The 25,080-nt window shown below is 62.7% G+C and carries 24 protein-coding genes; 4 read left to right on the top strand and 20 right to left on the bottom strand.

What is annotated here, in order from left to right; genetic code table 11:
• Positions 1-46 precede the first annotated feature (46 nt).
• The 13 genes from J2858_RS04285 to J2858_RS04225 form a co-directional block, all read right to left on the bottom strand.
• Positions 47-2,407 carry a PAS domain-containing protein gene (locus J2858_RS04285; protein WP_210103475.1) on the bottom strand — a complete coding sequence of 787 codons (2,361 nt, stop codon included), beginning with the start codon at positions 2,405-2,407 and terminating at the stop codon, positions 47-49.
• An 18-nt stretch (positions 2,408-2,425) separates the two neighbouring features.
• Positions 2,426-3,064 (bottom strand): chemotaxis protein CheX, encoded by a 639-nt coding sequence (locus tag J2858_RS04280; RefSeq protein WP_210103474.1) that lies wholly within the window; start codon positions 3,062-3,064, stop codon positions 2,426-2,428.
• A complete protein-coding gene (locus tag J2858_RS04275) occupies positions 3,061-3,444 on the bottom strand; it encodes a response regulator transcription factor (RefSeq protein ID WP_210103473.1) in 384 nt (127 codons plus the stop codon). The genes J2858_RS04280 and J2858_RS04275 overlap by 4 nt, the downstream gene beginning before the upstream one ends.
• 93 nt (positions 3,445-3,537) lie before the next feature.
• The gene (locus tag J2858_RS04270; protein ID WP_210103472.1) at positions 3,538-3,792 is read right to left on the bottom strand and encodes a hypothetical protein; all 255 of its coding nucleotides are present in this window, start codon (positions 3,790-3,792) and stop codon (positions 3,538-3,540) included.
• Entirely contained in the window at positions 3,789-5,759 is a 1,971-nt protein-coding gene (locus tag J2858_RS04265) for a chemotaxis protein CheA (protein ID WP_210103471.1), read from the bottom strand. Before J2858_RS04265 ends, J2858_RS04270 begins: the two co-directional genes overlap by 4 nt.
• Positions 5,760-6,626 carry a CheR family methyltransferase gene (locus J2858_RS04260; protein WP_210103470.1) on the bottom strand — a complete coding sequence of 289 codons (867 nt, stop codon included), beginning with the start codon at positions 6,624-6,626 and terminating at the stop codon, positions 5,760-5,762.
• Positions 6,626-7,711: a chemotaxis-specific protein-glutamate methyltransferase CheB gene (gene cheB / locus J2858_RS04255; RefSeq protein WP_210103469.1), complete on the bottom strand. Its 1,086-nt coding sequence runs from the start codon at positions 7,709-7,711 to the stop codon at positions 6,626-6,628. The genes J2858_RS04260 and cheB overlap by 1 nt, the downstream gene beginning before the upstream one ends.
• Positions 7,708-9,129 carry a chemotaxis protein CheW gene (locus tag J2858_RS04250; RefSeq protein WP_210103468.1) on the bottom strand — a complete coding sequence of 474 codons (1,422 nt, stop codon included), beginning with the start codon at positions 9,127-9,129 and terminating at the stop codon, positions 7,708-7,710. The genes cheB and J2858_RS04250 overlap by 4 nt, the downstream gene beginning before the upstream one ends.
• Before the next feature lie 4 nt (positions 9,130-9,133).
• A complete protein-coding gene (locus J2858_RS04245; RefSeq protein ID WP_210103467.1) occupies positions 9,134-11,074 on the bottom strand; it encodes a methyl-accepting chemotaxis protein in 1,941 nt (646 codons plus the stop codon).
• A 125-nt stretch (positions 11,075-11,199) separates the two neighbouring features.
• Positions 11,200-11,568 carry a response regulator gene (locus J2858_RS04240; RefSeq protein ID WP_210103466.1) on the bottom strand — a complete coding sequence of 123 codons (369 nt, stop codon included), beginning with the start codon at positions 11,566-11,568 and terminating at the stop codon, positions 11,200-11,202.
• 171 nt (positions 11,569-11,739) lie between these two features.
• Complete coding sequence (locus tag J2858_RS04235; RefSeq protein WP_210103465.1) at positions 11,740-12,267, bottom strand: carboxymuconolactone decarboxylase family protein; 528 nt, start codon at positions 12,265-12,267, stop codon at positions 11,740-11,742.
• A 90-nt stretch (positions 12,268-12,357) separates the two neighbouring features.
• A complete protein-coding gene (locus J2858_RS04230; protein ID WP_210103464.1) occupies positions 12,358-13,122 on the bottom strand; it encodes an SDR family oxidoreductase in 765 nt (254 codons plus the stop codon).
• A gap of 38 nt (positions 13,123-13,160) precedes the next feature.
• Positions 13,161-13,955 carry an SDR family NAD(P)-dependent oxidoreductase gene (locus J2858_RS04225; RefSeq protein WP_210103463.1) on the bottom strand — a complete coding sequence of 265 codons (795 nt, stop codon included), beginning with the start codon at positions 13,953-13,955 and terminating at the stop codon, positions 13,161-13,163.
• Positions 13,956-14,077: 122 nt separating this feature from the next.
• Between J2858_RS04225 and J2858_RS04220 the strand changes: the two genes are divergently transcribed.
• Entirely contained in the window at positions 14,078-15,019 is a 942-nt protein-coding gene (locus J2858_RS04220; RefSeq protein WP_210103462.1) for a GlxA family transcriptional regulator, read from the top strand.
• A 156-nt stretch (positions 15,020-15,175) separates the two neighbouring features.
• The gene (locus J2858_RS04215) at positions 15,176-15,319 is read left to right on the top strand and encodes a hypothetical protein (RefSeq protein ID WP_210103461.1); all 144 of its coding nucleotides are present in this window, start codon (positions 15,176-15,178) and stop codon (positions 15,317-15,319) included.
• Positions 15,320-15,415: 96 nt separating this feature from the next.
• Here the strand turns inward: J2858_RS04215 and J2858_RS04210 are convergent, their stop codons facing one another.
• The 3 genes from J2858_RS04210 to J2858_RS04200 form a co-directional block, all read right to left on the bottom strand.
• Entirely contained in the window at positions 15,416-16,171 is a 756-nt protein-coding gene (locus J2858_RS04210) for an SDR family NAD(P)-dependent oxidoreductase (protein WP_210103460.1), read from the bottom strand.
• Positions 16,172-16,369: 198 nt separating this feature from the next.
• Positions 16,370-17,281 (bottom strand): LysR family transcriptional regulator, encoded by a 912-nt coding sequence (locus J2858_RS04205; RefSeq protein ID WP_210103459.1) that lies wholly within the window; start codon positions 17,279-17,281, stop codon positions 16,370-16,372.
• Between the two features lie 16 nt (positions 17,282-17,297).
• On the bottom strand, positions 17,298-18,209 hold the full coding sequence (locus J2858_RS04200) for a LysR family transcriptional regulator (RefSeq protein WP_210104135.1): 912 nt from the start codon (positions 18,207-18,209) through the stop codon (positions 17,298-17,300).
• A gap of 123 nt (positions 18,210-18,332) precedes the next feature.
• On the opposite strand from J2858_RS04200, the gene J2858_RS04195 reads away from it, so the two are divergent.
• Positions 18,333-19,097, top strand: a complete 765-nt coding sequence (locus J2858_RS04195) for an SDR family oxidoreductase (RefSeq protein WP_210103458.1) — start codon at positions 18,333-18,335, stop codon at positions 19,095-19,097.
• 65 nt (positions 19,098-19,162) lie between these two features.
• Here J2858_RS04195 and J2858_RS04190 read toward each other — a convergent pair whose 3' ends face one another.
• The 3 genes from J2858_RS04190 to J2858_RS04180 form a co-directional block, all read right to left on the bottom strand.
• Complete coding sequence (locus J2858_RS04190; RefSeq protein ID WP_210103457.1) at positions 19,163-19,672, bottom strand: hypothetical protein; 510 nt, start codon at positions 19,670-19,672, stop codon at positions 19,163-19,165.
• 40 nt (positions 19,673-19,712) lie between these two features.
• A complete protein-coding gene (locus tag J2858_RS04185) occupies positions 19,713-20,324 on the bottom strand; it encodes a hydrolase (protein ID WP_210103456.1) in 612 nt (203 codons plus the stop codon).
• A gap of 77 nt (positions 20,325-20,401) precedes the next feature.
• Positions 20,402-21,322, bottom strand: coding sequence for an alpha/beta fold hydrolase (locus J2858_RS04180; RefSeq protein WP_210103455.1), 921 nt, complete (start codon positions 21,320-21,322; stop codon positions 20,402-20,404).
• Positions 21,323-21,510: 188 nt separating this feature from the next.
• On the opposite strand from J2858_RS04180, the gene J2858_RS04175 reads away from it, so the two are divergent.
• On the top strand, positions 21,511-24,177 hold the full coding sequence (locus J2858_RS04175; protein WP_210103454.1) for a winged helix-turn-helix domain-containing protein: 2,667 nt from the start codon (positions 21,511-21,513) through the stop codon (positions 24,175-24,177).
• On the opposite strand, the gene J2858_RS04170 is transcribed toward J2858_RS04175, so the two are convergent.
• Positions 24,158-24,949: an SDR family NAD(P)-dependent oxidoreductase gene (locus J2858_RS04170; protein WP_210103453.1), complete on the bottom strand. Its 792-nt coding sequence runs from the start codon at positions 24,947-24,949 to the stop codon at positions 24,158-24,160. The genes J2858_RS04175 and J2858_RS04170 overlap by 20 nt on opposite strands.
• Positions 24,950-25,080 lie beyond the last annotated feature (131 nt).

The raw sequence follows: 25,080 nt of genomic DNA, 5'->3' as shown, positions 1-25,080 counted from the left end.
CTGCGGCGGCTGACGGGATCTACGGTTCCCGCCGCCGCAACCGGTCTCATCCGGTCAACAGGTCGTTGACCTTCTGGGCAAGGTCATCGATGGCAAAGGGTTTGGTGATCATCTCCATGCCGGGCGCCAGAAAATCGGCGCGCGAGGCAGCGGTTGCCGCATATCCCGTAATGAACAGCACCTTGAGGCCCGGGCGGGCGGCAATCGCCATTTCGGCGAGCTGCCGCCCGTTGATGCCGGGAAGTCCGACATCCGACACCATCAGGTCGATCTGGCTCTTCCCCTCGATGGCGGGAAGCGCCATCAAGCCATCCGTTGCCTCGATCACCCGGTAGCTGAGTTCCTTCAGCACATTGACGACAAGCATGCGGACGGAATCATCGTCTTCGACGACAAGCACCGTCTGGCCTTCGCCGCGTGGCGGCACGAAGTCCGCCGTGATGGCGCTCGTGCGGTCAACGGCGCCTTCGGTGCTGCCCGGCAGATAGAGCTTGACCGTCGTGCCGAGGCCGACTTGGCTGTAGATCCGCACATGGCCGCCCGACTGCTGGGCGAAACCGTAGATCATCGACAGGCCAAGACCGGTGCCCTGGCCGATCGGTTTGGTCGTGAAGAAGGGATCGAAGGCTTTGCTGATGGTTGCCTGCGACATGCCGATGCCGGTATCGCTCACCGCAACCACCACGTAGCTTCCCGGCTGCAGCGTCTCGCCGCGGGCAAGATCGGTTTCCGAAAGCACGACATTGGCGGTCTCGATGGTCAGCTGGCCGCCATTGGGCATGGCGTCGCGTGCATTGATCACGAGGTTAAGGATCGCGCTTTCGAGCTGGTTGGCGTCGGTCACCGCTTTCCAGGTTGCCGCATTAGGATTGATTACTAGTTCGACCTGTTCTCCCAGCGTGCGGCGGAACAGGTCTTCCATCGAGCCCAACAGCTGCATGATGTCGACAGGCTGGCGATCCAGTGACTGGCGGCGGGAAAAGGCCAGAAGCCGGTGCGTGAGTCCGGCGGCCCGTTGCGCAGAGGAGGTTGCCGCATCGATGAACTTGTCGAGATCATCCGTCCGCCCGGCGGCAATGCGGCGCTTGATGAGGGCAAGTGCGCCGATGACGCCAGTCAGCATATTGTTGAAATCATGCGCGATGCCACCGGTGAGCTGGCCGACGGCTTCCATCTTCTGGGCCTGCCGCAACTGCGCCTCGGTCGCCTCCAGAATGGCCTGCTGCTGTTTTTCCACCGTCACGTCGCGGCCGTAGGCATAGACCCGGTCCTCTTCCCGCGAGGTCATCCAGGAGACGATCCTCGGCGAGCCGTCCTGATGGGTCAGCCTCACCTCAAGCGCCGTATGCGTGGTCTCGGCGGCCCGGCGGAAATCGGCCCTGACGGCCTCGCGATCCTCCGGCCAGACCACGTCGAGCACCCGTGTGCCCACGACATCCTCGGGTGCATGGCCGAGAATATCGCGCCAGGCGGGGCTCACATCGCGAAACACGCCGTTGATGTCGATGACGACCAGAAGGTCGCGGGAATTCTTCCAGACGCGGTTGCGTTCGCGCAGGCTTTCGCGCGCGATCTCCGCGAGTTCTTCATTGGCCTTGCGCAGGCTCTCCTGCGTCTGCTTGGCTTCGGTAATGTCGAAGATCACGCCGACATAACGGCGGCCGCTGGAATCGATATCATCGACATATTCGCCCCGCCGCGCCAGCCAGCGTTCCTCCCCGTCATCGGCGCGACGGACGCGGAACTCGATTTCCTGCTCGTTTTGCGGACCGTCGGGATCGCTGAGGTCGATCATCGGCTCGTCTTGCGGATGAATGAGACCGTTGAGGGTGCGCACCGGCAGCGCCTTCGTCGGGTGCAGGCCGAACAGCCGGCAGAACTGCTCCGACACGCTGATGGTGCCGTAACCGACAATATGCTCGAACGTGCCGATGCCGCCTGCGGACTGGGCAATGCGCAACTGCTCATCGATCCGCTTCTGCTCGGTAATGTCGACCAGCATGCCGACGAACTTGACCGGCTCGTCCTCGGCATTGCGGATCGCGCGGCCCGTGGCGTGTACCCAGCGGTATCCGCCATCGCTGCGAAGTAGCCTGTAATCCTTGGAAAACACTTCCGAGCCCGCAAGAATGCCGGCAACCGCCACCTTCAGGCGGCGCAGGTCGTCCGGATGAACCGAGGCAAAGAACTGCGCCGTGGGCACACCCTTAGCAAGCGCCAGCGGATCCTGGTTGGTGATCGCTGCAAACCGTGCATCGGCAACCAGACGCCTGGCAGCGATATCCCATTCCCATCCGCAGGTCGCCCCCGCCGCGTCGAGCGTCAACTGAAGCCGCCGTTGCGCGACCTCCAGTTCCGCACGAACCCTGGCCAGATCGCCCGCAAGGTCATTGGCTGGTTCAGTCATCTGCGACATCGAGCCTCGTCATTCGGTTTCCGTCATCACGCGGTCGATGAAATCGGCGATGAGGCGCTTGAGCTTTTCCAGCGACGGCAGGTCCATGATCATGGCGACATAGCCACGGATGTCACGGTCGCGCACGGTAAAATTGATGTAGAGGAAAAGCACGAAGCTTTCCTCGCTGCTCGTGGCAAGAGCGTCGAACAGATGCGCACTGTCGCCCCGGCGCACGTCCGGAAGCGACATCTGCAGGGTATGCTGCAGCATGTTCGCCATCGAGCCCAGGCAGCCGTTCAGGATGACATTGCCGGTTTCGGCCAGCGCCTCGTCTTCCATGTCCAGAAGGTCGTTTTCGCCCATGTCCTCGCCGACAATGGCGCGAACGAGGGACAGGCCGTTGCTCTGGGGAAAAATCAGCAGCGCACGGCCGGAAAACGGACCTTCGAACTGCTGCTGCACGGCGATCAGGGACTCGCTTTCCCTTTGACCGATCAGCGATGCGGCCGACCGGCGGGTGACGATCTCGACCGCCGGCACCGACAGGACGACTTCGCGGTTGACCATCTTGCGCAGGCTGGCCGCCGCGCGGCTGACGCCGATATTGACGAGTTCCGTCAGCGCATCGCGCTCAAGCTCGTCGAGGTCCATGCTGTTCGTCGTCATGCTCCGGCCTTTTTCAGCCGGAGGGCGGCGCCGGAAATGAAGCCGCTCAGCGCCTCCTGGGTGACGGGCTTGGCGACGAACGTGGCGTTCAGCGCGCGCACCCGCGCGATGATCTCGTCCTGCACATTGGCGGTGATCACCGCAATCGGCATGTGCGGATGCTCTGCACGAAGCTCTGATGCCAGCTGCAGGCCATCCTTTTCGGGCATGTTGAAGTCAAGGATCGCCACATCGATCTTCTGGCTGCCGACCATGGACAGGGCATCGGCGGCACTGGCCGCCTCGACCCGGACCCAGTCCGGCTGAAGCGCAGTGATCGCCTTTCCGGTCACGATGCGTGCCAGCTTGCTGTCGTCCACGACCAGGACTGTAACGCTCATTCTCTGCCCCGATTCTTCATTGCGAAGGGTCCCTCGTGAAATTCATACCATACATTTTTCGGTGACGGATGTTCCATCACGGAATGCCTCTTATTATAAAGGGCGTGTCAAGAACCTGGTGACCGCCGAAATGACCGCATCCGGCAGCAGGGGCGGTGGGGCCGGCCCCGTGATCGGCGGCCGGAACATCATCAATGCCTGCCAGAGCGCCGTGTGAATGGAGGTGGCCGCCCGAAGGTCCACCTCTAGGTCCGGCCGGCTCGTCAGGTACTCGACAAGCGTATCGGCTTCTTCGACGCCACAGGATCCGGAAAGCCTCACGGTTTTTTGCTTGAGGGTTACCGTCATCCGATCAACTCCTCCAGATCGAGTACCAGGAGAACCTTGCCGTCTCCCAAAAGCGTCGTGCCGGCGATCCCCGGGACCGCCTGAAGCAGGCCGGTGAGGGGACGCGTCAGCGTTTGCGCGCGCTCGGCGATCGCATCAACGGCAATGCCCACGTCATCGTCTCCCGACCGCACGATCAGCACCTTCAAATCCTCAGCATCCGTGTCGCGCGCCGGCAGCCGCAACAGGTCGGCCAGAAACAGCAGCGGTATCGTGCGGTCGCGCAGCACGAAGGCCTTGCCGGCCCGAACCGGCTGGATGGAATTGGCGGCAAGCTTGTGGGTCTCGATAACATCCGCCATGGAAATGCCGAAGCGCTCGCCGCCCACCTCGATCACCAGGAGCGGCGTCATGGCAAAGCTCACGGGCAGTTTCAGGGTGAAAATCGTTCCTGCCCCTTGCGTGCTTTGCATCTCGACCGTCCCGCCGAGCCTCTCGATGGAGCGGCGAACGACATCCAGCCCGACGCCGCGGCCGGAGAGATCCGAGACGGCGGAGGCCGTCGAAAAGCCCGGCGCAAAGACGAACTGCAGCGCGTCCCGGTGCGAAAGGGCAGGCGCGTCCTGTGCGGTGATCAGGCCGCGCTCGACCGCCGCCTGGCGCACCCGTGCTGCATCCATGCCGCGGCCATCGTCGGCGATGTCGATCTCGATCCGGTCGCCGCGCTGGCGCGCCTGAAGATGGATGCGTCCCCGGGGCGGCTTAGAGGCCTGCTTGCGCACGTCTTCGGGCTCGATGCCATGGTCGAGACTGTTGCGGACGATGTGCAGCAGCGGCTCGAACAGGCTTTCCACGATGTCACGGTCCGCCTCGACGGTCTCCCCTTCGATGACGAGGTCGATCGCCTTGCCGAGTTTCGCCGATGTCTCGCGCACGAGCTTCGGGAAGCGGCGAAAGCTGTGTTCGAGCGGGATCATGCGGGCCTGGGTGACGGCACCATAGAGTGCGCCGACAAGCCGTTCGATCTCCTGGTGGCTGGCATGGATGCGCCGGGCAAGGCTTGCATTGCCGCTCTCGCGGGCATCCTGCGCCAGCGGCACGAGGCTGTTTTTCGCCGTGACCAGTTCACCCGCAATTTCGATCAGCGTGTCGATGCGGCTCGATTCCACCCGCATCGTGGTGGAGGCCCGCTCCGGCAGGCGCGCCGGCGTCGTGTCGGATGCGGACGCTTCTGCGGCAGGGTCTGCCAGTGTCACCAGCGTCACCTGATCCGGAATGAGCCGCAAGGCCGCCTCCACCGCAGCAAGCGGCCCGCCGCAGAGCGCCTCGATAACCAGATTGCAGCGGAACGGATCGTAATGCCCGGTCTCTGGCGGCGGGGTTTTCAGCGACAACTCGACGTGCCGCAGGTCCGGCAGCCGGGAGATGGTTGCGAGAGGATCGTCACCGTTGAAGAAGCATTCGGGATGCGGCTCGTAGCGGATGGCGACGAGCGATCCGCCGCGGTCGTTCGGGGGCATCTGCGCAAGGAGCCGGAGCGCCCAATCCGACGCGATGGCCGAGGCGGCGGCGGGTTCCCCGCCGTCGGGCTCATCCCGCGGCCGGTCGGAGACGTCGCGGGTCAGGAGGCCGAAGAGGCGCGAGGCCTGTTTCTCCTGCACATCGGACAGCCGCCCCGTTTCTACAATGCCGTCGATACACTCCTCCACCCATTCGATCACCGCCAGAAGCGGGTCGATCAGCGCCACGTCCACGGCTATATCGCCGGCGCGGGCCTTCGATAGCAGGTCTTCGGCCTGGTGCAGAACGTCCTGCATGGGACCAAGCTCGAACAGGCCGACCGAGCCCTTCAGCGTATGCATGGCGCGGAACGCACTTTCCAGCCGCTCGCGATTGCCGGGATCGGCCTCCAGCGCCAGCAGATCGCCCGAGGCCTGCTCAACCAGTTCGCGCGCCTCCACGGCGAATTGTTCGATCAGTTCATCCATTCAGGTGTCCTTCGCCTCCCGGTAGACAATGGCGTCGGGAAAACGCACAGGCTCAAAGCTTTGCGAAATGCGGGTCATCGATTCCGTGTGCCCGAGGCAGATATAGCCGCCGGGGTTGAGAAGCGCATGCAGATTGCGGGCTGCGGCCTCGCGCGCGGCCTCGTCGAAATAGATAAGCAGGTTGCGGCAGAAGATCACGTCGAAACGGCCAAGCGCCGTCAGGCTCTGTCGATCCACGATATTGCCCTTCAGGAAGATGACCGATTCCCGCAGGTCCTGGATGAGGCGCTGCTGCTGGTCCTGCTCCGGCTCGAAATAGCGCGCGAGGAGATCAGGCGGCAGCCTGGAGAGCGACCTTGGCCCGAAATAGCCCTCAACCGCCTGGCGAAGGACGGCGGTATCGATGTCCGAGCCCACGATTTCAATGTGATAGGCATCCACAAGCGGCCAGTTTTCGAGCAGCCAGATCGCAATCGAATACGGTTCTTCCCCGCTCGCGCAGGGCATCGACCAGATGCGGATACGGTCGCCGGGCTGCTTCAAGCGGATGATGTCCGGCAGGATGGAGTTGCTGAGACAGGAAAGCTGATGCAGTTCCCTATAGAAATAGGTCTCGTTCACCGTAAAACTGTTGATCAGCCGCTCCATCTCGGCTGGATCGCTGCGCAGGATCGAAAGATAGCTGCTGACCGACTGGATCTGCCGCTGACGCATCAGGTCGGCAATCCGGCGCTCGATATAGTAGCGCTTGGTTTCGCCGAAAACCATGCCGCTTCTGCTGTAGACGATGGCGCAGATCTCTTCGAGATCGGCCGCCAGAAGCGGTTCCGTGCGATCGTCCGTCGGGTCGGTGGATGCGCTTCCCATCAGGACACCCTGTCCATCAGGCATTGGCTGATCTGATCGAGCGGCTTGATGTCGGTCGCACCCTCCCGTGCCACCAGATCGCCGGGCATGCCCCAGACGACAGCGGTCTCCTGCGCTTCGGCAATCGTATGGCCGCCGGCGGCATGGAGGTCCGCCATGGCTGGGGCGCCGTCATTGCCCATGCCTGTCATCAACACGCCAATGAGGTTCGAGGCGGGCACATGCTTCATGGCCGAGCGCACCATCCGCTCGACGCTTGGATGCCACAGATGCGCCGGGTCTGTGGGGGCCGGCATCGCAACCAGCGTGCCGGCCTGGGTCGAGATCAGGATATCGGCATCTCCCCTGGCGATATAGACATGGCCGCGCTCAAGCCTTGTCGGCTGCGTCACTTCACGGACCGTCAGGGCACAGATCGTGTCGAGGCGCCGTGCCAGCGGACCGGTGAAGGAGGCCGGCATGTGCTGGGCGACAATGATCGGCAGGTCGAAATCGGCGGGCAGGGGGCTCAGCACCGCATCGAGCGCCGGCGGGCCGCCCGTCGAGGTGCCGATCAGGACCAGGCCTTGCCGCAGGGCATCGCGGCGGCGGCTGGGGGCTGCGGCCACAGGGCGTGCGGGTGCCGCTGCCCGACCGGAGGAGCCGGTGCGCGCCAGGCGCAGGCGCTCGGTCAGCCGCAGGCTTCGGCGGATGCGCGACCGGGCCGCCTGGCGAACCTTTTCCACCAGCGGCGGCGCAAGTTCTTCGATCCCCAGCGAAATTGCACCCGCGGGCTTTGCAATGAAGTCGATGGCGCCCATTTCGAGAGCGGCGAGCGTTTCCCGCGCACCGTCCTCCGTCAGCGACGAGACCATCACGACCGGGCAGGGATGCTCGATCATGATCCGGTCGAGACAGGTCAATCCGTCCATCTGCGGCATGTGGATATCGAGTGTCACCACATCGGGCCTGAAGCTCGGCATGATTTTCAGCGCCTCGGCGCCGTCGCGGGCAAGCGCGATCTCGAAATCGTCCTCTGCGGCGAAAATCTGGCCGAGAAGTTTGCGCATCAGGGCGGAATCGTCAACGATGAGAAGCCGGATCACGGGCTGACCACCACCCGGTTATCCGCAGCGACAGCGGCAACAATGTCGTGCTCGGTTCTCGTCAGCAGTTCCTGCGGATCGACCAGCAGGATCATCCGGCCTTCATCCTTCATGGTGGCGATGCGATCGAAGACTTCCGTGTCATCCGGAGCAAAGCCGGGCGCCGTCCACAGCGCATCGGCCGCAATGGCTTTCACCTCGGACACGCCATCGACGACAAGCCCCGCCTGCAAGGCACCCACGGTGGCGACGAGGGCGCGGGCCTTTGCAGAGGCTGCGGAAGCCGGTGTCACAAAGCGCGTGCGCTGGTCGATCAGCGGGACCGCCTTTCCGTGCAGGCTGATCACCCCCATGAGAAAGGCGGGGGCGCCGGGGATGCGCGTCATCTCGTCCGGCACGCCGATCACTTCGTCGACCGCGGCCACGGGAACTCCGTAGTTTTCGGTGCCGAGCTGGAAAATCAGGAACGGCTCGGCAGCGCGTTCGGCCTGAGGCACCGCCTCCATCGGTTTTTCTGCTGCAGTCCGGCTGACGGCGTCTGCCACCGCGTGGTGACCGAAGAGCTTGTCCGGCGACAGGATGGACATCAGCCCTGCATCGCCCGCCAGCCGGCCGATGGCATCGATCCGGGCGTCGCCGTCGCCTCTTTGCAGTACGGCCGGAACAGGATCGATGGCCTGTTCGGGCAGGCGGTGAATGGCGTCTATCTCATCCACGACAAGACCGACCAGCGTGGCCTCATACTCGACCACGACGATGTGCCTGCGCTCATCATCGGACGTCACCCGATCAAGCCCCATGAGGACCGAGAGCGCCACCAGCGGCAGAACGCTGTCACGCAGCCGGATCACGCCGATGAGAGCCTCCGCCGCATCCGGCACGACGGTTACGTCGCCGTCGAAGGTCAAGACTTCTCGAATGCAGGCAAGGGGCAGGCCGAGACGCTGGCCAGCGACCCGGAACGACAGAAAAGTCTTCAACGCCGCGCGTGTCTGCCCGTCCTCACCGGCTTGCCGCCCCGACGAGCGCTTGACTGGGGCACGGCGCTCCACCTTGAAGGCGGCTTCGACAAGCAAGTCCAGGTTCTCGAGGGGTTCGGCCGTGACATCCGTCGACAGCTGTCGCACGGTCTCGACAAGAAGGCCAACCGGCCCACCATGGTCATAGACGATGATCCGGGCATCCGCCCCCGTCGTGCCGTCACTGCCGTGCAACAGCCGGTTCATCGACAGGAGAGGAACCGGCCGGCCGCGCAGGTTGATGATCCCCAAAAGAGCCGCCGGGCCATGCGGTACCCGGGTGACAGGCGGCACGCGAATGACTTCCAGCACCCGGCCGGCATCGATCGCGTGGCCTTGCCCTGAAACCTGAAAGACAAGCCGCCTTTGCCCGCCCGCCTCGGCGGATGTGCCATCCATGGCGTCAGCTTCCCGCCATCTGGAGTTCGTCTGCCAGCGAGGCGATTTCCTCGACGGCTGCGGCAAGATCTTCTGCCCCGCGCGACTGTTGCAGCGCGGCTGTGGCCGCCTGCCTTGCGGCTGCACTCGCCTGAAGCGCGACCGATGCGATCTGCTCGGTGCCGCCCTGGACTTCTCTTGCGGAGATCAGAATGGATTGCGCCGCCTCCAGAATGGTGGCAAAGCCATCCGCCATGCCACCGACATCGTCTTCGGCCGATGCAAGCCGATCCGCGATGAGCTGGCTTTTGGCCTGTTCGGCGTCGGACGCTGCAATAATGGCTTCCAGTTCGCGCTGCACGGTGACGATCTGCAGCTGGATCAGCCGGACGATGTCCTTGATGCCGTCGATATTGTCGGCCGCATCCTGGGCAAGCTTGCGGATATCGGTGGACACGATGGCAAAGCCGCGTCCGGCCGTGCCGGCCCGCGCCGCCTCCACCGAGCCGCTGACTGCCAGCATGTTGGTCTGAACGGCGACCAGCACGATGCGGTCGACGGTGCGTTCGATCCTGAAGCCGATGTCGCCCAGCGCATTAAGGTCGGCAAGAGCCTGGCGCATCTCTGCCGTGGCCCCGGAAATGCCGGTAGCAAGGCTGGAGAGGCCGGCTTTGTTGCGGGAAAGCAGCAGCTTGATCTCTGCCCCGCGCCGGCTTGCCTGCTGCGCACTCACCTCGGTGCGGGAAGCACTGGCCTTGATCTGCGTCATGGCAGCATTTGCCTGCTCGGTGGCAGACGCCTGCGCCTCGGCGCCGCGGCTGATCTGCTCGACTGCAATCAGAATTTCGCCGGCAGCGCCGGAGAGCTCCTGAACGGTGGCGGAGAGCTCTTCTGCGGCCGCACTCATCTCCTGCGAACGCGCCGCATGGGCGTCATCATTCAACAGCTCGTCAGCCATGGCGGCAAGCGCCTGCGCGGTCTGCTGGCTTTCCTCCAGCGCCACGCTCTGCTGTTCGACGGCCCGTTGCGCCTGCGCGGCTGCGGCAGACTGCTGCTCGGCGGCGGCAGCGACTGTTTCTGCACCCTTTTGCGCCTCGCGCGTCGCCACATCCGCTTCAACCGCGGCAATCAGGATTGTCTGGCTATCCTGCGAGAGGTCTGAAAGGCCGAGACGGATGGCCTCCAGATCCGCGACCATGTTGCGGCCGAGAGCTGTCTGCTCCCGCGCGGCCTGCGCTGCCGACCGGATCCGTTCGGCAATCCGGCCGACGCCCTCGACAATGGTTTCGGCATGCCGGTTGACGTCGCGCGAGCTGCGCTCGGCAGTCTCGGCGAGCGCCCGCACCTCGTCGGCCACCACGGCAAAGCCGCGCCCCTCGTCGCCGGCACGGGCGGCCTCGATGGCGGCATTGAGCGCCAGAAGATTGGTGCGATCGGAAATGTCGGCGACAGCCACGGTCGTTGCGCCAATCGTTTCGGCCTGCACCTGCAGCTTTTCGATGAGGGACACCGAAGCGATCTGCCGCGATGCGTTCGTTTCGATGGCGAGGATCGCACCGTCGATCTGGGCGGCCGCTTCCAGCATGCCTGTCTGCACCTGACCCGTCTGGTTTCGTGCGATGTCGGCCTGTATGCGCGTTTCGGAAAAGCGGGCGGCAAGATGGGTGGTTGCCGAAAGGGATTCGTGTGCGGCGCCGGCCGCCTCCTCCGCCCCGCTTGCGATCTGCTCCAGGGCCCGGCGAAGCTGTTCGGCCGCAGATGCCGCCTCCGCAACGCCTGTTGCCAGCTCCTCGGTGGCAGCGCCGATGCGTTCGGCCGCCTTCTGCTGGCGCATACGCGACCGATCCCTCGACCGGCGCAAGGCCGCCGCCTTGTCTGCACCGGCCGGAGCGGGCGGGGTGGTGGCAGCTTCGCCTTTGGCAATGGCCGCCTTTGCGCCCAGTTGGGAGGTCTTTACCAGTGCCATGGAATGTCCATTATCTCGATGGGCCGAAAGGAAAGCACGCAAGGCAGCGCTTGGCAGGTGCAAGGCTTGGAATGTGTCTCACGGTTATGGCCCAAGCTTCAGCGCGAGACAATTGTCGCGGGACCTCATTGCAGGACGAGATCGCGCAAATGGTTCACGACATGGCCAACTTCATAGGGCTTTGGCAGGAAAGGGACTTTGACCGGCAAGTCGTTCTTCGGGATTTTCAGGTAACCGGACGTCAGGAGAAGGGCGACATGGGGATGGGCGCGGTGCACCCGATGCGCAAGCTTCAAGCCGTCCATCGAACCGGGCATGTCGATATCGGTAAAAATCGCCGTGATCTCCGGATGCGCTTCCAGCACGGTCAAGGCTTCGTCCGCAGTGCCGGCTTCAGCCACACGGAAGCCTGCATCTTCCAATTCGTCCACGAGGCTCAGACGTATGATCGCCTCATCCTCTACGACGAGAACGAACAGGGGTTTTGAGGTCATTGAAACGATATCCGATCGCAGGTTGCCGGCCGCAGCGCACATAAACGTGCAGACGCCGCGATGGTTCCGTCGGAGAAAAGAATTTTTTGGTGCGGGTTTCTTCGCCCATCGGTAATGCGGCATGCATTGCCGCATCGTTCACACGGGTCATTCGGCGGGCAGTGGTGCCTTTCAGATGTCGGGGAAATCGACGTCTGTTGCGGCAACGTTGTTGATCAGGTTGGTGAAGAAGTTTTCCGCCACGACAGCGACGATCTCGATGACCTGGGCATCGGTAAAGCCTACGGCGCGAACGGTATCGATATCGGCGTTTGAAACCTTGCCGCGTGTTTCTGCGACCTTTCTGGCAAAAGCCACAGCTGCTGCGGCTTTCGGCTCTTCCGACGTGCCCTGCCTTGCCCGTTCGATCTCTTCCCGGCTGAGCTTGGAGAACGTGTAGCCGGTAAATGTGTGGGCGGCATTGCAGTATTCGCAGCCGTTGACCGCGGCAACTGCGAGCGCGATCCGTTCGCGGGTCTTGACGTCAAGCGCCTTGCTCAGCCCCTGGTTCAGGCCGGCATGCGCACCGATGACGGCGGGACTGTTCGACAGCACACGGAAAAAGTTCGGGACACTGCCGAGCTTTGCCTTGATCGCGTTGAGTGTCGGCTGGGATGCCTCGGGAGCCAGCTGAGGCTCGGGAGTGGAAATGCGTGACATGGTCTTTCCTTTCGGGTTTCGGTTACAGGAATTGTTTCTATGACGGGGATGCCGGGGCAGGGTGCCGCCGCTTGCGGCGGCACCCTTGTGTCAGGCGCCGACGGGGATCGGGTTGTCGACGATGCTCTGGTTGAACGCCTGGAACAGCGCGTGTTCCTGGGCGCCGGGATTATCGCGCAGCGGCCGGATGGCATCGACGATCACCTCCGGATCATCGGTCGCAAGTGCCGCGAGCGTCTGTTCGATGAACTGCGGCAGCGGCATAGCGCGCGGATCGCCGCTCTTGTAGATGAGATCCGTATCCACCCAGGGCGGGGCGATTTCCTGCACCCTGACGCTGGTGTCGCGCAGCTGGAAGCGCTGCGACAGGGCGTAGGAATGAAGGGCTGCCTTGGTGGCGGAATAGATCGCGTTGCCGGCAATCGGCACGAAAGCCAGAACGCTGCTCGTGTAAAGAATGGTCGCTTCCGGCTGCGACTTCAGATGTTCGATGAAGGCAGACGTGACACGAAGCGGACCGAGCAGGTTCGTCGTGATCAGGTCTTGTGCCGCAGCGTCGTCGATCGGGCCGGAGACATCGTCGAAGGGCATGAAACCGGCATTGTTGAACACCACGTTGAGAGCTGGATAGGTATCGATCAGGTGGCGCGCAGCCGCCTGGATGCTGTCCGGATCGGTCACGTCGAGCTCTACCGATGCCATGCCGGGATTGGCTTCCGTGACCTCCTTCAGCAAGGCGGTCCGTCGGCCTGCAATGATGACCTGGTTTCCAAGCTTGTGAAATGCTTCAGCCATGCCGCGGCCGATGCCGCTGGTGCCGCCGGTGATGAAGATGGTGTTACCCGTGAGTTTCATGGCAATTGTCCTTTTACGAAATGGGAGGAGCAGGAAATTCAGATCGCGGTCTTGAAGCGAGGCGCTGCCTGCGTTGCAGACAGTTGCGGGCCCAGCGCACGCCGCGCGGCTTCAAAGGCCTGCCACAGCTCCACATCCCTCAGCGCGGGGATCGTGGTGGTTTCGCCCTGATCCAGTCCTGCAAGGGCGGCATCGACCATGTCGTCCGCCTGCATCACGATCTCGGAGGGCAAATGCTCGACCGGCAGGCCGCCAAGCGCCCAGAAGTCGGTGCGGGTGGCGCCGGGCAGAACGGCCTGCGCGCGGATGCCCTTGTCGGCGAGTTCATGGTTCAGCGAGGTTGTGAAGGCCTGGACGAAGGCTTTCGTGCCGCCATAGACGCCATTCAGCAATTCCGGAGCAACCGCCACGATCGATGAGATATTGATGATGGTGCCGCCGCCGCGCGCGACGAAACCCGGCACCGCCGCATAGGTGAGCCGCATCACGGCGGTCACGTTGAGGCGCACCATCGCATCCATCCGCTCGACATCGCTTTCGAGCAAGGTCGTATGGGTGCCGATGCCGGCATTGTTGACGAGCATGGTGATGCTCGCATCCTCGCGCAGTGTCTTCTCCACGCGGGCCAGATCGACCGGATTGCCGAGGTCGGCGGCAAGCACGTCCACGGCGCGTCCGGTCTTGTCCGAAATCGCGGAGGCGAGTGCCTGAAGCTTGTCCGTGTTGCGGGCAACGAGCGTGAGATCGTAGCCGCGGGCGGCAAGGCGATCGGCATAGATCGCGCCGATGCCGGTCGAGGCGCCAGTGATAAGGGCAGTTCCCAAAGTGGCCATGCGTTTGATCCTTTTGAAGAAGGAGAGCGTCAATTGCTCCCGACACGAATGTTATGGACGAAGAGCTTCGCGTCCGATATGACGTATAAACTACGTTTTCAGGACACGAAGGCAGAGACGGCATGCCGCATGTTTCCATGGTGCTCACACCCGGTTTTCAGTTCCTGGCGCTTGGCGTGCAGGCGGCCTTCGAACTGGTGAATGCGTTGAGGAAGGACAGCTATTACACCCTGTCCATTGCCTCGGTCGGCGGTGGCCCCGTTGTCTCCTCGAGCGGCTTTGCCGTGCCGACCACGAAACTTTCCGATCTGGAGACGGTCGATACGCTGCTGCTTCTGGCGGGACTGGTTCCGCCTCCGCAGCAGGATGAGGCAACGCTTGATACTCTCCGCGCGACGGCACGGCAGGCGCGGCGCGTTGCCGGTCTGTGCACCGGCTCCTTCCTGCTCGGGCAAATGGGACTTCTCGACGGGCGACGAGCCACCACCCACTGGTCCTATGCCCGGCAGATGCGCGAGACCTTTCCCAATGTGCGGGTCGAGGAGGATCGCATTTTCATCAACGAGGGTGCCGTGTGGACCTCGGCAGGACTGACGGCCGGCCTCGATCTTGCCGTCGCCTTGATCGAGAAGGATCTTGGCCGAGACGTGGCGAGTGCGATTGCCCGGCGCCTGGTGATGCATCATCGCCGCGCGGGCGGCCAATCCCAGCATTCGGAACTGCTCGAACTTGCGCCAAGCAGCGACCGGATCCAGAAGGCCTTGATTCATGCGAAAGCGCATCTTTCCAATCCTCTGACTGTGGATGAACTGGCAGACGTGGCCGCCCTCTCGCCCCGCCAGTTCAGCCGCGCCTTCCGCGCCGAAACCGGGCAGACGCCTGCGAAAGCTGTGGAGCAGATCAGGCTCGATGCGGCGCGTCTGATGATCGAGGAAACACGGCACTCCTTCGACCAGATCGCGCAGCAGGCGGGCTTCATCGATCTGCGGCGGATGCGCGAGGCGTTCATGCGCCAATACGGCCAGCCGCCCCAGGCTCTGCGACGGCTGGCACGGGCGTCATAGCGCCGCCCCGGCAAGCGTCAGGCGGCGTCACGCAAGCTGGATGTCGGAGAGATCACGCGACAAGGCATTGTCCCTGCCATCTCGGATTGAAGTTGCGTGGAAGGAGTGCCCTGAAACAGGGCATCGATGGCACCGGTTTGAACGACGTCCTTTGCCATGGACATGACCGGTGGCCGGCCCATTGCCAAGATCGGTGCTGCTATCAACGCAATCGGTGCCAAGGTTCAGGCGGCATGGCTGGAAAGCGCAGCATCCCTGACCAATCCACGCCTGAGCCGCCCATCTTCTTCCCACGTGTAAGCGGCCGCGAGTTCAGGGGACGCTTGCGGAGATCATCGCCAGTGAGCCCGATGATTGTTGACGGAGAGCGGCCATCGGCCACTCCCCCTTGCCGGGTCAGACCTGTGCCTGGCCGCCGTCGGCAAACAGTTCGGCACCGTTCACGAAGCTCGCATCGTCTGAGGCGAGGAAGAGGCTCGCCTTGGCAATCTCGTCGGGATTTCCGATGCGGCCGAGCGGGATGCGGGTAGCCAGAAAGTCGAGGAGACCCTGCTGTTGCGCCTTGTCGTCGCCGGCAAGTTCTACGAGGCCGGGCGTGTGGGTGGCGCCGGGTGAGACGACGTTCACCCGGATCCCCGTTCCTTTAAGATCCAGCGCCCAGGAGCGAGCAAGATTGCGCACCGCTGCCTTGGATGCGGAGTAGACCGAGAAGGCGGCCGTCCCTTCGGTGCCGGCGGTCGAACCGGTGAGGACGATGGACGAGCCTTTCCCCATAAGCGGCAGGGCCTTCTGGACCGTGAAGATGACCGCCTTGACGTTGCGGCCGAAGGCATCGTCGATCTGCTCCTCGGTGATTTCGCCGAGGGCAAGCATGCTGCCGCCACCGGCATTGACGACGAGAACATCCAGCCGGCCCTCTTGCGCCTTCACCTGCGCAAACAGCCGGTCGAGGTCTGCATTGCTGCCGGAATCCGCCTGAACGCCGACCGCATCATGTCCGATCTCGGCAATCGCCCGATCGAGTGCGTCCCGGCGGCGTCCGGTGATGTAGACGCGGGCGCCTTCCGCCGCAAACAGCTTGGCCGTTGCAAGACCGATGCCGCTGGTGGCACCGGTCACGACCGCAATCTTGTGCTGAAGTCTGTTGGTCATCTTAGGTCTCCTGGCGCTGGCCGTGCAAAAGGGTTCAGCCCGAGCGCGGCCGGCCTGTTGAAGTTGTGCGTGTTTCGGGAAGGAGGCGTTGGCTCAAAGCCCTTCGTCGCCGTCCGATGTTCAAGATCTAGGCGGTCAGGCGGGTGTGCAGAAGCGCTCGCTTCTGGAGAGATTGTCCATGCTCATGGATAATGGTGGCTATCCGCGTCGGGAATCGATGTCTCTGAACAGGTTCGCAACCCAGTCCGAAAATGCGCGCAGCCTTGCATTGGGAAACCGGTCGGCAGGATAGACGAGATGCAGCGGCCGCAGTTCCGGCTTCCAGTCAGGCAGAAGTTCGACCAGGGCACCGGTTTTGAAGTGCGGTCTGGCCAGGAAACCGAATGTCTGGCCTATGCCAAGTCCTGCGAGCATTGAGTTCAGATGCGCCGTACTCTCGTTGACGGACATGCCGGGCACGGCAGGCAGATAGTCGTATCGTTCGTCGCCCCGCTGCAGAAGCAGCGGAAAAGGCTTTCCGGAGAGCGCCGAGAAATAGCTAGCGATCCGGTGTTCTCGAAGGTCGTCCGGATGCTCGGGTTTGAGCCTGCCTGCGAGATAGGAAGGAGCCGCGCAGACGACGAAGTCCAGTTCGCAAAGCTTGCGTGCCTTCAGGGCGGAGTCCGCAAGCACGCCGCCGCGGATGACGCAATCGATGCCCTCGCCAACAAGATCCACCGAGCGGTCGCTCACGCCGAGCAGGAGGTCGATGTCGGGATACAGAGCCTGGAACTCCGGAAGGCGCGGGATCAGGATCTGGTTGGCCATGACGGACCCGATGTCCACACGCAGCCGGCCCTTCGGCGTGCTGCGCCCGCCCGCCACCGTACCATCCATCTCGTCGAGATCGGCAATCAGGCGAAGGGCCCGCTCATGATAGGCAAAACCCTCCGCTGTGATCGTCACGGAGCGCGTGGTGCGCTCGACCAGCTTGGCTCCCAGATGCGCTTCCAGATCCTGCACCAGCTTGCTGACGGAGGAACGCGGCAGGTTCATCTGATCTGCCGCCTTGGCAAAGGAGCCGGCTTCGGCAACGCGGACAAAGGTTCTGATGGCGAGGAGTTGATCCATGGAAGCATCCCTTTCTCTAACCGGCGGTGCCTGGATCCCAATATGGCGGATGACCAAAGACAGTCTTCAGATGATCGGCGATGGCGCGCAGCTTTGCAGGCGGCTTGCGCCCCTGAGGATGGGCCATGAAGATGAATTCCGGTTCCGGCTTGTGATCGACCTCCACTTCCTGCAGCAGACCGTCGCGGATCGCGGGGCCTGCGATGAAGGCCGGCAGGAGCGCCAGGCCGAGGCCCGCAATGGCCGCATCGCGCATCATGTCGCCATTGTTGATCGCAAGGCCGAGCTTTGCCCGGACAATGACATTGCCGGTGCTCGTCTGAAATCGCCAGTCGGCAATCCCGCGGTTTGTGTAGAAAATACCCTTGTGCTGTTCCAGATCCTGCAGCGTGCGGGGCGTACCGCAGCGCGCGAGATAGTCGCTCGAGGCCGTCAGCATCCGGCGGCTCGGGGCCAGTTTCCAGGCGATCAGCCGCGACTCGGAGAGAGGGCCATGGCGGATGATGGCGTCGTAACCGTCAGCGGCGGGATCCACCCTTCGGTCATCGATGTCAAGGGTGAGTTCGAGATTGGGGTGCTGAACCAGAAACGGATAGAGCGCGGGGCCAAGATGCATGCGGCCGAAGGTGACAGGGGCGGCGATGCGCAAGGGCCCGGCAATCTCGCCCCGCCGCTCCGACATCTCTTCTGCTGCCGCCTCTATCTCCCGGGTGATGCGGCGGGCCCGCTCCAGAAAGGCGAGCCCGTTTTCCGTCAATGTGAGCTTCCGCGTGGTTCGCTGCAGAAGCAGCCCGCCGAGTGTTTTTTCCAGCTCGGCAAGCCGCTCGCTGACCACGGATTTGGATAGTCGCAGCCGCCGTGCCGCTTCGCTGATGGAGCCGCTTTCGACGACGGCCACAAAGGTCACGATCCCTTCCGTTCGCATCAGCATCGTTCGGTATCTCCGGATTTCAGTTCCCAAATCTGCCGACTAATCCGAACAATCGCAAGATGCCATCTTCAGTCCATGCAAAGGAGCGGCAGGGTGCTGCTCCCGGATGGAGATCAGAACATGACACGGCTGAATAACAAGGTTGCCATCGTGACCGGCGCAAGTTCCGGCATTGGCAGGGCAACGGCAAAGCTCTTTGCCGCAGAAGGTGCGAAGGTCATCGTGGGCGCCCGCCGGCAGGCGGAACTCGACAGCCTCGTTGCCGAGATCGCGGCTGAAGGCGGCGAGGCGATTGCGGTCGCAGGCGATGTGCGGGCGGAAGATTATCACCAGCGCCTGGTGGCGACGGCACTGGAGCGCTACGGCAAGCTCGACATCGCCTTCAACAATGCCGGCACGCTGGGTGAAGCCGGGCCGACGACCGGTGTTTCGGAACAGGGTTTTGCCGATACGCTGGCCATCAACCTGACGGCGTCGTTCCTTGCGGCCAAGCACCAGGCGGCTGCCATGGAAAAGAACGGCGCGGGCTCGATGATCTTCACATCGACCTTTGTCGGCTACAGTTATTCGTTTCCGGGTGTTGCGGCCTATTCCGCCAGCAAGTCCGGCCTGATCGGGCTCACGCAGGCGCTGGCTGCTGAATTCGGGTCGAGACATATTCGCGTCAATGCGATCCTGCCCGGTGCGGTCGACACGGACATGTACCGCGAAATGAATGACACGCCGGAAAAGCAGGCCTTCATCACCGCGCTGCATGCGCTGAAGCGGGTTGCGACGGCCGATGAAATTGCGAAATCCGTGCTTTATCTGGCATCCGATGACGCAAGTTTCGTGACCGGCACGGCATCGCTGGTGGATGGCGGCACATCGATTACCCGCACCTGAATATGTGAGGCCGTTGAAGGCGGACGTAAAACCATCGTCCGCCTGCGCTCAGACGGCAAACTCCATCAGGCAGACGGCAAGGACGCACCGGGGACCGACAGGGACGGCCGGAACCTCAGCACTCCCAAAATGCCGGCCGCCAGAGAGGCGAGCAGAAGGATGACCTGACAGGCAAGGATTGCGGGTTCGTTGCCGAGCGGCGCCAGCGCGTGCAGAGGTCCGATCTTCTGAAACGACTGGATGATCAGCACCAGCGTGTTGAAGAACATCAGGAGCGTGACACCCGCCACATAGACGGGGCGCCAGAAGCCCGCCAGTTTTGCCCGGTAGCGCGCATAAAGCGTTACCAGCAGGATGATGGTGCACAGGACCCCGACATTGATCGCCGGTGTGATGCCGTTGAAGGGAAACAGGAAACCGGTGACGAGCGTGATCGCCATCGTGACCAGGAACCACTGGGCGAAGATGCGCTCGCGACCGTTTGCGATCAGTCGGCGGATGAGGCCGGCTCCGGCGACGATTGCAACAAGACTTACCAGTACATGGAAAAGCGTCAGGACCAGGATTGCAGACATGTGAACCCCCTTGAGCTATGACGTGATGACCCGTCAGTATTTACGGATGGATTGCGGCAAAGACGATTTCGGCAAATCCGGGCACGGTTGCTTCCCGCGCCCAATCCCGTTGCAGTTCGCAAGCGAGTTGTATCCAGGTGATCGGTGTGGCCCCCGCCTGCATGATCCGATCAAGACCTGCAGCATGCGCGCATTGAGAGGTTCCTGCAACCGCATCGACAACGGGATAGACCTCGAATCCTTCTTTCAGTGCATCAAGAGCCGGAAAAACCAGACAGACTTCGGTCCAGAGCGCCACCATGATCAGCTTGCGGCGCCCGGTCGCCCGCACGGCACTGGCAAAGTCGGCATCCTCCCAGGCATTGATCGATGTCCTGTCGATCGGCACGGCATCGGGAATGACCTCGGTGATCTGATGAATTGTCGGCTGGTTGCGACCGGTTTTTACGTTGACCGTCGAAAGGACGATCGGCAGTCCATAGAGTTGTGCGGTTCTGGCGACCGCCACCACGTTGGCGACCAACTGGCGGCGTTCCATCGTGACAATAGAGGCGACCTGTACCGGCTGGAAATCGATGATGACGAGGGCTGCGTTGTCCGGGGTCAGCATGTGATCCTCAACCGGATTGCGGATTGTGGCAGGGGAAGTCATGGGTGAAAACCTTGGGCCTTGAGGAAATTGGATGGCGCACCGTCAGGCGGCCGGAACCGCGCTGACCGAAGCCGCTGCTACTTCTTGCCGTCGATGAATGTCTCGATGACATCGACGGTCGCCTCGGGTTGCTCCTCCATCAGCCAGTGGCCGGATGCCTTGATCACCGCGCCTTGAACATTGACGGCGGCCGGCTGCATGACCGTTGCCATCATCGTGCCGAAGGATTTCTCGCCACCGACGGCGAGCACGGGCATGGTGAGCTTTTCCCCCTTTGCCAGCCAGGCTCGGTTATCGATGGCATCCTGGTCGAAGGCTGCGAATTGTGCGAAGCCGGAATGCATCGCGCCGGGCCGCGCGTAGAGTTTTGCATAGTGCTTTCGCGAGGCCTCGTCGAAGCGCTTCGGATCCGCGGAGAATTCGTTCCAGAACCGGTCGAGGTAAATCCGCTCGCGTCCTGAGACCAGCCGCTCCATGTCGGGGCCGCCAAAGCGGAAATGCCAGAGCAGCGGGTTCTTGAGTACGTCTTCCCAGGGGCCGACCCCTGGCACCGGCGCATCCATCAGCGTAAAGCTTGTCACGCGCCCGGGATTTTGCGTGGCAAGTGCAAAGCCTACCATGTTACCGATGTCATGGGTGACGAGATCGAATTTTTCGACATGAAGTGCGTCGAGGACCGCCGAAATGTCATGACCCTGATTGGCTTTGTCAAAGCCGCCCGCCGGATGCGACGAGAGACCCATGCCGCGCAGGTCCGGCGCGATTACCGTATGCTTGCCGGCAAGGCGTGCCGCGAGTGGCGCCCACATGTCTCCGGTCTCGCCGTATCCGTGCAGAAGGACGACCGCTGGCCCGTGGCCGCCCACACGCACGTAAAGCTCTGCGTCCTTCACCTTGATCATTTTCGTTTCGAAGTCTTTCGGAAAAGGCTGGACGTCTGCGAAGGCCGAGCCCGCAATGAGCAGGGCGCCGATGGCGACAGCGGAAAGCAATTTCATGGGGCAACTCCTGGAGGTCGGATTGTGCTCGGCGGACTGGCTGGCCGTGATCGGCAAGGCACCGCGGCCCCGAAGCCGTTCATCTTCAGGACGTGGTTGCATCTTGACGAGGGGGGAGGTTGAAGTCCTTATGGCGATCTTAAAACTTCTGAAAAGCAAGCCCTTAAGGGAACAAGCGGCGACAACCGATGGAGATGGTCGTTCTGATGTTTGGCCGCTACCTGATTGACCGGGAACGCCGTTGCCTGGTCAACGGGCACGACGTCATTTCCCTGGGCGGAAGGGCTTTCGATGTTCTCGTGGCCCTGGTCGAGGCGAAAGGTGCGATTGTCACGAAGGATGCGTTGATCGATCGCGTCTGGGAGGGGCGCATTGTCAATGACAATGCCATCGAAGCTCAAATCCATGCGCTGAGGCGCTCTCTCGGCAGCGACCGGAACCTGATCAAGACCGTTGCCGGAAAAGGGTACTGTCTTGTGGAGGTGGAGGCGCCGCGCCTGCCGCCGCCGTCCAATCTCAAGTCCGATCTGTCGAGCCTCGTGGCCAGGGATGACCTGCAGGCGGACATCTGCACGGCGCTCAGCCAGCATCGGCTCGTGACGCTGATCGGCCCGGGCGGCATTGGAAAATCGCGTCTTTCCCGGGTTGCTGCCGCAGCCTTGCGTGATGGCTTTCCGGATGGGATCTGGATGGTCGAACTGGCACCGGTCGATAACGAAAGGTTTGTCTCGCCGGCGATTGCCGGTGCTCTCGGCATCAATTCAAGCGATCCGGGCGACCTGCGGTCTCTGATGCAGGCCATCTCCGGCAAGACGTGCCTCCTCGTGCTCGACAATTGCGAGCATCTGCTGGATGCGGTGGCAGCAACAGCGCTTGATCTACTCTCGGGGTGTCCTGGGGTGCGAATTCTGGCCACGAGCAGGGAGGCATTGCAGATCGATGGGGAGCGCATCATTCGCATACCGGCCCTGGCCCTTCCGCGGAACGACCAGCCTTTCCAGGAGATCCTGACATCACCGGCGGTGCAGCTTTTCACGCAACGATTCGTGACCGGGAGCGGCTCCTTGGCGCTTCAAAGGGATCTGTCGCCGCTGGTCGAGATTTGCCGGCAGGTCGACGGCATTCCGCTGGCGATCGAAATGGCAGCGGCGGCCGCGCGAACGCTGGGCGTGACGCAGGTTCTCAACGAACTTCGCACATCGCTTTCCATTCTCGGCGTTTCCCGCCGCTCCACTGAACCCAGGCAGCAGACGATGGAGGCCACGATCGAGTGGAGCTACCGGCTATTGTCCCCGCCGGAACAGTTGGTTTTCAGGTCGCTCAGTCTATTGTCGGGTGGGTTTGCGACGGAGGCGGCCGTGGCAATCGCAGCCATGCCCCGGGCCAAGCTCGTGAACATCCTGTCCTCTTTGGTGTCGAAATCTCTGCTGACCGTCGCCACGACAGAACAGGGCACCGTGTTTCACCAGCTCGAGCCCATGCGCCAGTATGCGCGGGCGCGTCTCGATGAAGCTGGCGAATATGCCACTGTCGCAGCCCGGCATGCCGGTCTCATGCTCGGTATCTTCCAGCGGGCGGATGCCGAGCTTGATAAGCTCCTGACGGCGGAATGGATCGAGCGATACAAGCCTTACCTGCCGGGTCTCCGACAGGCTTTGGAATGGTCCTTTGGGGAGGGCAATGATCCTTACACGGGCGTCAGACTGGTCGTTGCCGCCGAACCGCTCTGGCTGCATCTGTCGTTGGTCAGAGAGTTTCTGGATGTCACCGAGACCGCAGCTCTGCGTATCCGGCCTGACCCGGACCTCTTTCCCTATGCAATGAAGCTGAATGTGGCGCGGGGCTGTGCACTTCTCTATGTCCGCGGCTCGACGCAAACCACCCGCGAGGCCTTGGCGCAAGGTTTGGCTCAGTCGAAACACTTCTCCGATGGTGTCGCGCAGGTCAGAGCCCTTTGGGCGCTGGCTGTCGCGAGTGTCAACGCGGGACTGAATGAGGACGCGCTCCGTTACGCGGAGGAATTGACGCGCGTTGCCGATGGATCAGGCAGCAGTACGGACAGGCTCATCGCCTGCCGGGCGCGCGGCGCCGTGCACCATGTGGTTGGCGAACAGACACGGGCGCAGGCCGAGCTGGAGGAATTCTTCGACGGCTATGAAGAGCCGGTCAGCAATTCGCCGACCAGCCGCTACCATTTTGATCAGCGGGTTGCCGGCCTTGCTTTCTACGCGCGCGTTCTATGGCTGCGAAACGACACTGCCCGCGCGCTTGATGTTGCCAGACAGGCGCTCGAACGCGCTGTTGAACTCGACCATACCTATTCGATCTGCCATGCGCTGGCCCAGGCGTCGATCCCGCTGGCTCTCGACCAGGGCCATCATGAGGCCGCAGCGCTCTATATCCAGGAACTCGCCGACGTCTCGCAGGCGAGCAGGCTGTCGGTATGGCTCAACTGGTCGCACGCCTATCAGGCCTGCCTCGACATTCGGACGGGATCGCTGAAGTCAGGCATCGGCCGGCTGCAGTCTGTTCTCTCCGACAGTCGCGCGATGCCCTTTTCCATGTATCACTGTGGCCTGATGAGCGAGCTTGCCGCAGGGCAACTGGCCGGCAAAGATTACGCGGCGAGTTTGGCGACCCTCGACGCCGCCATCGCGCGGGCGGCGCGAACGAAGGAAGTTTGGTGTCTCCCGGACCTCATGCGTTTAAAGGGCCTGGCCTTGTCAGGGCAAGGCGCCGACGTTGCTTCGACAGTTTTGAACACCTTTGAGGAGGCAAGGACGCTGTCAGAGCGGCAGGGGGCTACCCTCTGGCGGGAGCGGTTGCAGGCAACTCTCAGACAATCGTCGGCGTGACACCCCCATCGGCGCGAAGCGCTGCACCATTCGTGGCGGATGCAAGCGGGCTTGCGACATAAGCCACGAGACTGGCGATCTCTTCAGGATGGATCAGCCTTTGCAGCAGCGAGCTTGGGCGATGATGTTGAAAGAAGTCCGCTTCGAGTTCGTCAGCCGTGGCATTCGGATCCGTCGAAAGGCCGCGCAGGAAATCGAAAATGCCGTCTGAGCGGGTCGGGCCGGGCATGACGGAATTGACCGTGACGCCCGTTCCCTTCGCCGTGATGGCGAGACCACGGGCGACGGCAAGCTGCGCCGTCTTCGTCATGCCGTAATGGACCATTTCGCCCGGCGTCATCAGGCCGGATTCACTGGAAATGAAGATGACGCGACCCCAATTGCGCGCAAGCATGCCGGGCATATAGGCGCGCGACAGCCTGACGCCGCTCATCACATTCACCTCGAACATATGACGCCATTCGGCGTCGCTGATGTCCTGGAACGACTTCGGCTCGTAAATGCCGAGATTGTTCACCAGCACATCGATTTGCGGTACGGCGGCCACCAGGGCTGCGGCACCCGCTTCTGTCGCCGGATCGGCCAGCACGCCGCTGACGCTGGCTCCCCCGGATGCCAGGATATCGGCAATCGCCGCATCAAGTTTCTGCTGCGAGCGGCCCGGAATGGTGACCAGCGCACCTTCCTTTGAGAACGTCCGGGCAATCTCCAGTCCGATGCCGCCGGTGGCGCCCGTCACGACGACGGTCTTTCCTTGAAGTTTCAGGTCCATGCTGTGTCATCCAGTTTCAAAGGCGGGAAGATCGAAGGTCTTCGGCAGTCGATACCGATTTTCTGTTGCGTCCGGCGATCGACCGTAGCGATCCTCGCAACTGGGCCGGACAAAGTCCTGAGGCCAGGCTG

This window comes from Neorhizobium galegae (assembly GCF_017877135.1).
Taxonomy (GTDB): Bacteria; Pseudomonadota; Alphaproteobacteria; order Rhizobiales; family Rhizobiaceae; genus Neorhizobium; species Neorhizobium galegae_A.
The sequence above is the reverse complement of the archived record's forward strand: the minus strand, read 5'-3'. Positions and strand labels throughout refer to the sequence as shown.

What these genes read in the sequence shown, in the direction of transcription:
- J2858_RS04280 (WP_210103474.1), bottom strand. Translation starts at nt 3,064, where the DNA reads ATGACGACGAACAGCATGGACCTCGACGAGCTTGAGCGCGATGCGCTG.
- J2858_RS04260 (WP_210103470.1), bottom strand. Translation starts at nt 6,626, where the DNA reads ATGGGAAGCGCATCCACCGACCCGACGGACGATCGCACGGAACCGCTT.
- J2858_RS04230 (WP_210103464.1), bottom strand. Translation starts at nt 13,122, where the DNA reads ATGAAACTCACGGGTAACACCATCTTCATCACCGGCGGCACCAGCGGC.
- J2858_RS04180 (WP_210103455.1), bottom strand. Translation starts at nt 21,322, where the DNA reads ATGAAATTGCTTTCCGCTGTCGCCATCGGCGCCCTGCTCATTGCGGGC.
- J2858_RS04210 (WP_210103460.1), bottom strand. Translation starts at nt 16,171, where the DNA reads ATGACCAACAGACTTCAGCACAAGATTGCGGTCGTGACCGGTGCCACC.
- J2858_RS04275 (WP_210103473.1), bottom strand. Translation starts at nt 3,444, where the DNA reads ATGAGCGTTACAGTCCTGGTCGTGGACGACAGCAAGCTGGCACGCATC.
- J2858_RS04190 (WP_210103457.1), bottom strand. Translation starts at nt 19,672, where the DNA reads ATGTCTGCAATCCTGGTCCTGACGCTTTTCCATGTACTGGTAAGTCTT.
- J2858_RS04245 (WP_210103467.1), bottom strand. Translation starts at nt 11,074, where the DNA reads ATGGCACTGGTAAAGACCTCCCAACTGGGCGCAAAGGCGGCCATTGCC.
- J2858_RS04270 (WP_210103472.1), bottom strand. Translation starts at nt 3,792, where the DNA reads ATGACGGTAACCCTCAAGCAAAAAACCGTGAGGCTTTCCGGATCCTGT.
- J2858_RS04215 (WP_210103461.1), top strand. Translation starts at nt 15,176, where the DNA reads ATGGACATGACCGGTGGCCGGCCCATTGCCAAGATCGGTGCTGCTATC.
- J2858_RS04240 (WP_210103466.1), bottom strand. Translation starts at nt 11,568, where the DNA reads ATGACCTCAAAACCCCTGTTCGTTCTCGTCGTAGAGGATGAGGCGATC.
- J2858_RS04265 (WP_210103471.1), bottom strand. Translation starts at nt 5,759, where the DNA reads ATGGATGAACTGATCGAACAATTCGCCGTGGAGGCGCGCGAACTGGTT.
- J2858_RS04205 (WP_210103459.1), bottom strand. Translation starts at nt 17,281, where the DNA reads ATGGATCAACTCCTCGCCATCAGAACCTTTGTCCGCGTTGCCGAAGCC.
- J2858_RS04235 (WP_210103465.1), bottom strand. Translation starts at nt 12,267, where the DNA reads ATGTCACGCATTTCCACTCCCGAGCCTCAGCTGGCTCCCGAGGCATCC.
- J2858_RS04170 (WP_210103453.1), bottom strand. Translation starts at nt 24,949, where the DNA reads ATGGACCTGAAACTTCAAGGAAAGACCGTCGTCGTGACGGGCGCCACC.
- J2858_RS04195 (WP_210103458.1), top strand. Translation starts at nt 18,333, where the DNA reads ATGACACGGCTGAATAACAAGGTTGCCATCGTGACCGGCGCAAGTTCC.
- J2858_RS04175 (WP_210103454.1), top strand. Translation starts at nt 21,511, where the DNA reads ATGGAGATGGTCGTTCTGATGTTTGGCCGCTACCTGATTGACCGGGAA.
- J2858_RS04225 (WP_210103463.1), bottom strand. Translation starts at nt 13,955, where the DNA reads ATGGCCACTTTGGGAACTGCCCTTATCACTGGCGCCTCGACCGGCATC.
- J2858_RS04220 (WP_210103462.1), top strand. Translation starts at nt 14,078, where the DNA reads ATGCCGCATGTTTCCATGGTGCTCACACCCGGTTTTCAGTTCCTGGCG.
- J2858_RS04185 (WP_210103456.1), bottom strand. Translation starts at nt 20,324, where the DNA reads ATGACTTCCCCTGCCACAATCCGCAATCCGGTTGAGGATCACATGCTG.
- J2858_RS04250 (WP_210103468.1), bottom strand. Translation starts at nt 9,129, where the DNA reads ATGGATGGCACATCCGCCGAGGCGGGCGGGCAAAGGCGGCTTGTCTTT.
- J2858_RS04285 (WP_210103475.1), bottom strand. Translation starts at nt 2,407, where the DNA reads ATGACTGAACCAGCCAATGACCTTGCGGGCGATCTGGCCAGGGTTCGT.